Consider the following 6,000-nt stretch of genomic DNA (forward strand, 5'->3'; position numbering starts at 1 on the left):
TTGGCTTGTCAAAGTTGCCTCTTTTGTTAGAGAAACTATCTAAGCATCTTTTTGGGAGTGATAATCCATTAAAAGTATTGTTATCATCCTTTTATCTCTGAGTAGAGCTAAATTTCTGTGAACATTTTATGCGTTTGCATAGAAAGACCGATAACGGTCTAATTATAAACCCGCGAGTAGCAATGTCATTATCAAGAATAAAACTCAATAGGCTAACTGACCAAATCTTTGGCATCTTGCTTAGTCTAGCCCTTCTAACAGGCTGTGAGCATGCAACGGAAGGGTTAGTCTATGCTAAAAAATTAGATGGCTCGCAGAACAAATCAATACTTGCAGAGTATACCGGTAGAGAGACCGATGTCATAATTTCAAGCTCGGTGACCATTATTGGTGAAGGCGCGTTTGTTGGTCACCAACTCACTAATGTAACCATACCGGATTCGGTTGCTACAATTGAAGATGAGGCATTTAAGGACAATGAGCTCACCAACCTGACCATTCCAGATTCCGTGGTAGCCATTGGCAAAGGGGCGTTTAGCGATAACAAGCTTACCAGCGTTAAATGTGTTTAGTTTTAACCAACTTAATAGTGTGACCCTCCCAGATTCGTTATCCACCATCGGTGCTGGAGGGTTCAATGGTAACGCGTTACCCACATTAAACAATATACCATCAGATGGCTTTATTTTTGCTCGTAATGATGATGGAACTGAGAACAAAAAGGTCGTTGTTTCCTACGGTGGAGCAAGAAGAGATATCGTTGTTCCTGACTCCGTGACTACTCTTGGGAAGGGGGCACTTTATGGAAATAAGCTCACTAACGTAACCCTTCCAAACACGTTGACTACTATTCGGGAGTTGGCACTTAGCCATAATGAGCTCACCAGAGTAACTCTACCTGACTCAGTATTTACCATTGGGAGGAGGGCATTTGATGGAAACAAGCTTACTAGCATAACCTTTCCAGATTCGGTGACTGTCATTGGTGAAGAGGCATTTACTGATAACGAGATCACTAGTGTGATCATTCCTGGTTAGGTGCGCGCTATTAGCCCATGGGCGTTTGATCTTGGTGTAGTAACTAAGCGGAATTAAAGCTATTTTTGGATGCTGTCGTCTTCAGCTGGTAAATAGCAACTATTGATAAGTTATCCTTGAAACCATATATATTGAGGCACACAAAACGAGCACTGCCGAATAAAAGGCAGTAGTTCTTTTGACGGTTTGTTTGTATGAGTCTCGAAAAGGCGAAAGTACATAAATGTGCAGGGTCTTTTTTACACGAGCTTGGCTTGCTGAAAGGTAAAAAATTAACGACAGATCCACATGCAAAAGCTATTCAGTAGAGCACGGGAGGAGATGTTTAAGATCTTCCTTTTGTTTTGAAGGTAATATAGCTACCGTCGGAGACGCCTTTCAGTTATTTACTTAGTCGTTTGGGTAGCAGAAAGGCTTTGTGATTCAAACAAACGTAAAGCATACAAGAGCAGTTAACTCCCACAGGGCAGTTCGACTTATTTGGAAATCTCATTTCAGCAACATTTCGTCTGCTCAGTATTTTAGCGCTTATAAATTGAATGACTGTCAAGTGACCGCGCATCTTGGTGGATTTTTGATATCTTAAAAAACTATATTTATGGATCTATCCATACTTCTCCTAATCACCGTCAGCCAAAATAGAGCAGAAAGTTCAACAAGCTTCTGTCCAACTTTGAGTTAGCATACTCAAAGCCAACCATTTCTCCATCTACAAATTCGAGACGCGGAAATCACTGCGTCTCATCTCCTCAACCTCAGCCTCAAACAAACAACTGTACCGCGCAGTAAAGTAGCGTCGCCGCTAAGGTCATATTGATCGCTTTGCCATATTTCTGGAATTGCGATTGAAGAAGTTTGCCTGCAATTGCCCAGATCAAGTTGCTGGCTAGAGCAATAAACGCGAGCACTAGGCTGGTGGCCAAGATCCAGTAGATGTTTTGTGTGTAAGGCAACACGAATGTCGATATGGATGTTACGCCGTATAGAATGATTTTCACGTTTACGAACTGCAAACCAAAGCCCGTCAAGAAAGTGATGCCCTCAGAATCTTCTGATGTAGTTTTGATATCACTTGTCGCGATTCCCCAAGCTAACCAAATGATGTAAGCCGCACCCACCCATGTGAGCCAAGGTGTAATCACAGGAAGCAGGCTGACCATGTGGTAAGTGAAAACGCCACACAGCAGCATCAAAACAATATAGCCGCAGAACATCTCAGAAATGACGTTGGTAGATCGCTTTAGCCCGTGCTGTGTTGCAACACTGAGCGACAAAATGTTGTTGGGACCCGGCGTGATCGAAGTAATGATGACGTAGGTGAAAAATGCGGTGTAGATGGCACTCATCTCTATCTCTCCTGTTTTTTGTGCACTATACTTCGCGTTAATCAATTAAAAAATTGAATGCATTTAAACTAAGAGTTTTAACTTTTTGAACTATTAAGTTAGGAGTTTGGTCATGAATCTAAAACGTTTCATTACGTTTAAAACCATTGTTGAGGAAGGTTCGTTTCTTAAAGCATCGCAAAAGCTTTATTGCACTCAGTCGACAGTTACCTTTAAGATCAAATAGTTAGAGCAAGATCTCTCATTGCAGTTGTTCGAAAAGATCGGCCGAAAAATGGTGCTGACTCAGGCAGGAGAAAAGATCCTTCCGTACGTTTATGAGCTCGCACGAGTGATGGAAAACATTGAAGGCACGGCACAACAAGAGAGTTCTGAGCCGACAGGGGAGTTGAAGGTTTTAATCGCAGAAACTCAGCTCGCTTATAAAATGGCCAATGTTTTGAAGGAATTCAGAATACGAGCGCCGAAAGTAAGGCTCTCACTGCAATCACAAAACTGCTATAAGATTCGTGATGAATTGATTGCTGATAAAGCCGATTTGGGTGTGTTTTATCGTGTCGGTAATGATGATGCACTCAAGGTGCATGAGTTTGAACAAGAGCCGTTGGTCCTTGTTGCTTCGCCGCTTTTAACAGGGTTGGATCTACAGAAAGGGGAGCAACACATTGATTTGGGATTCATCAGCAATGGTCCTAAGTGCCTTTTCCGTAAGACTTTTGAGAGCATCATCCAAAAGCGAAACATCAGCATCGATAACATGATTGAGCTGAGCAGTATTAACACTATCAAAAACTGTGTAGAGAGTAATATCGGTATCTCTTTTCTGCCTCGCTTCACTGTTGAAAAAGAACTACAAGAGGGCAGCCTGCAAGAGCTTGAGTTTACCAACGCACCGCAAATGATCAAACCGCAGTGTGGCTGCAATGCCGGAAAGTGTGTTACGCCTGCAATGGAAGTCTTTATCGACTGCATGTGTAACACGCACGAGACAGGCTTTTTCCTCAAATCATGAAATTCCTTCATGTTCAATGTGAAACAATACCAATATTACTCAACTCGTGAAGCAAGTATAAAAAAAGGACTGCTCTGGTGTTAGGCACTGCGACGGTCATTTTTGTACGAACCGTTCGTCGTAAGTGCTGTGCAACCTAACGATTGGGAAAACCAAAAAACAAAAAATGTCCCCATGCACAGAGTTAGGAAAAGTCTGCTTTATCTAAGGAAATAGGATACCAACTCACGATGAATAACGATTTCACATTTGCTATCAAAAGCATTCGCTTTGATGAGAATTACCAACCATCAGACAACACGCGAATCACTACCAACTTTGCTAATCTGGCTCGCGGAAACTACCGCCGAGAGAATCTGCGCAATGCGCTCCGAATGATCGACAATCGTTTTAATGCGTTGGCATATTGGGATAACGCGCAAGGTGACCGCTACTCCGTTGAACTTGAAATCATCTCCGTTGATATGGATATCCAGGGTAGTGGCGAAGCCTTCCCATCGATTGAAGTGCTCAAAACTAACATTGTTGATCACAACACTAACGAGCGCATCGAAGGCATTGTGGGCAATAACTTCTCTTCATACGTTCGTGATTACGACTTTAGCGTTTTGCTGTTGGACCACAACAAAAACCAGCCACAGTTCAGCATCCCAGCGAACTTCGGTGATTTGCATGGCAAACTGTTCAAAGCTTTCGTTAATTCTGAGTCTTACAAACAGCATTTCAAAAAGCTGCCGGTGATTTGTCTGAGTGTATCGGACAACAAGGTATATCGACGCACCGAAAACCAACATCCTGTTTTGGGCTTTGAATATCAGCCGAACGAATCTTCGTTGACGGAGCAGTACTTCAAAAAGATGGGCTTACAGGTGCGCTACTTTATGCCGCCAAACAGCGTTGCACCGTTGGCATTCTACTTCTTCGGTGACTTGTTGAACGATTATTCAAACCTAGAGCTTATCAGTACGATTAGCACGATGGAGACATTCCAGAAGATTTACCGACCTGAGATTTACAATGCCAACGCGGTTGCCGGTAATTGCTACCAGCCAAACTTAAAAAACCTAGACCACTCGCTAACTCAAATCGTTTACGACCGAGAAGAGCGCAGCCAACTGGCAGTTGAACAAGGGAAATTTGCCGAGGAGCATTTCATCAAACCTTATCAATCTGTGCTTGAACAATGGTCTGCAAATTACGCGTAAAAGATAACGAGAATCTAGAAAGGAATGACGATGAAAACACTATTACCGACTTCAACGGCTGGCAGCTTACCGAAACCTTCTTGGCTGGCCGAACCAGAAAAACTTTGGTCACCGTGGAAACTGCAAGGTGAAGAACTGATTGATGGCAAACGCGATGCGCTACGTGTCGCTTTGCAAGAACAAGAACTGGCAGGCGTTGATATCGTCAGTGATGGCGAGCAAACTCGGCAACATTTTGTGACGACCTTTATTGAGCATTTAAGCGGCGTAGATTTTGAAAACCGTAAAACGGTGACCATTCGCAACCGTTATGAAGCAAGTGTTCCGACTGTGGTTGGCCCAGTAAGCCGCACAAAGCCCGTGTTTGTTGAAGATGCCAAGTTCTTGCGTCAGCAAACTAAGCAACCTATCAAGTGGGCGCTGCCAGGCCCTATGACGATGATCGACACACTTTATGATGATCATTACGGTAGCCGTGAAAAGCTGGCTTGGGAATTTGCAAAGATCCTCAACCAAGAAGCGAAAGAGCTTGAAGCGGCGGGTGTCGACATTATTCAATTCGATGAACCTGCGTTCAATGTGTTCTTCGATGATGTGAACGAATGGGGCATTGCGTGTTTAGAGCGTGCGATTGAAGGGCTGAAATGTGAAACTGCAGTGCACATCTGCTATGGCTACGGCATCAAAGCGAACACGGATTGGAAGCAAACGCTAGGCACTGAATGGCGACAATACGAAGAAGTATTCCCTAAATTGCAGCAGTCGAATATCGATATTATCTCGCTTGAGTGTCATAACTCGCGAGTGCCTATTGAGTTGCTTGAGTTGATTCGCGGTAAGAAAGTGATGGTTGGTGCAATTGATGTAGCAACCAGCGAGATTGAAACGCCAGAAGAAGTGGCGAATACACTGCGAGAGGCATTGAAATACGTTGATGCCGACAAGCTTTACCCATGTACCAACTGTGGTATGGCGCCTTTGTCTCTTGAAGTATCGACCGCTAAGCTCAATGCGTTAAGTGCGGGTGCGGAGATCATTCGTAAAGAGTTGGTGGGTTGATGTTAATACTTAGGCTCCGCACCATGAACTAAAATTAGGGTCATTCTAGCGAGTTTAAATGAGACTAGGAGTCGGTTTACTGCTCGCTAGGAAATAGCGATAACTTCCGCACTTCAAAGCACTCGGTGGGTAGATCCTGAATCACGCTCGTCCCTCGCTGTTCAGGATGACGGATGTTGGAAGATACATTGCTCGCCACAACCCTAGGTATTGGATCTGCTCCAACAGAGGGTCATTCTAGCGAGTTTAAATGAGACTAGGAATCGGTTTACTGCTCGCTAGGAAATAGCGATAACTTCCGCACTTCAAAGCACTCGGTGGGTAGATCCTGAATCACGCT

Annotated in this window: 7 protein-coding genes and 1 pseudogene; 7 read left to right on the plus strand and 1 reads right to left on the minus strand. The window is 43.8% G+C overall.

Features of this window, described 5'->3' with window-relative positions; all coding sequences use genetic code 11:
* Window positions 1-182: 182 nt before the first annotated feature.
* The 3 genes and pseudogenes from R7M72_RS03765 to R7M72_RS03780 all read left to right on the plus strand — a co-directional run.
* Entirely contained in the window at window positions 183-572 is a 390-nt protein-coding gene (locus R7M72_RS03765; protein WP_157632409.1) for a leucine-rich repeat domain-containing protein, read from the plus strand.
* Entirely contained in the window at window positions 520-1,038 is a 519-nt protein-coding gene (locus tag R7M72_RS03770) for a leucine-rich repeat domain-containing protein (protein WP_081008358.1), read from the plus strand. The genes R7M72_RS03765 and R7M72_RS03770 overlap by 53 nt, the downstream gene beginning before the upstream one ends.
* A 224-nt stretch (window positions 1,039-1,262) precedes the next feature.
* A pseudogene (locus R7M72_RS03780) lies at window positions 1,263-1,577 on the plus strand (thiamine biosynthesis protein ThiJ); the annotation flags it as partial.
* A gap of 222 nt (window positions 1,578-1,799) precedes the next feature.
* Here R7M72_RS03780 and eamB read toward each other — a convergent pair.
* Window positions 1,800-2,384 (minus strand): cysteine/O-acetylserine transporter, encoded by a 585-nt coding sequence (eamB, locus tag R7M72_RS03785; protein WP_017636062.1) that lies wholly within the window; start codon window positions 2,382-2,384, stop codon window positions 1,800-1,802.
* Between the two features lie 112 nt (window positions 2,385-2,496).
* Here eamB and R7M72_RS03790 point away from each other — a divergent pair, with 112 nt between their 5' ends.
* The 4 genes from R7M72_RS03790 to R7M72_RS03805 all read left to right on the plus strand — a co-directional run bounded on the left by R7M72_RS03790 (window position 2,497) and on the right by R7M72_RS03805 (window position 5,660).
* On the plus strand, window positions 2,497-2,610 hold the full coding sequence (locus R7M72_RS03790; RefSeq protein WP_017636061.1) for a LysR family transcriptional regulator: 114 nt from the start codon (window positions 2,497-2,499) through the stop codon (window positions 2,608-2,610).
* 18 nt (window positions 2,611-2,628) lie between these two features.
* On the plus strand, window positions 2,629-3,396 hold the full coding sequence (locus tag R7M72_RS03795) for a LysR family transcriptional regulator (RefSeq protein ID WP_230850631.1): 768 nt from the start codon (window positions 2,629-2,631) through the stop codon (window positions 3,394-3,396).
* A 230-nt stretch (window positions 3,397-3,626) separates the two neighbouring features.
* Window positions 3,627-4,601: a DUF1852 domain-containing protein gene (locus tag R7M72_RS03800; protein ID WP_017821636.1), complete on the plus strand. Its 975-nt coding sequence runs from the start codon at window positions 3,627-3,629 to the stop codon at window positions 4,599-4,601.
* A gap of 30 nt (window positions 4,602-4,631) precedes the next feature.
* Window positions 4,632-5,660, plus strand: a complete 1,029-nt coding sequence (locus R7M72_RS03805) for a methionine synthase (RefSeq protein WP_318056038.1) — start codon at window positions 4,632-4,634, stop codon at window positions 5,658-5,660.
* The last annotated feature ends 340 nt before the right edge of the window (window positions 5,661-6,000 follow it).

This window comes from Vibrio sp. YT-18, from assembly GCF_033337345.1.
Classification (GTDB): Bacteria; Pseudomonadota; Gammaproteobacteria; order Enterobacterales; family Vibrionaceae; genus Vibrio; species Vibrio alginolyticus.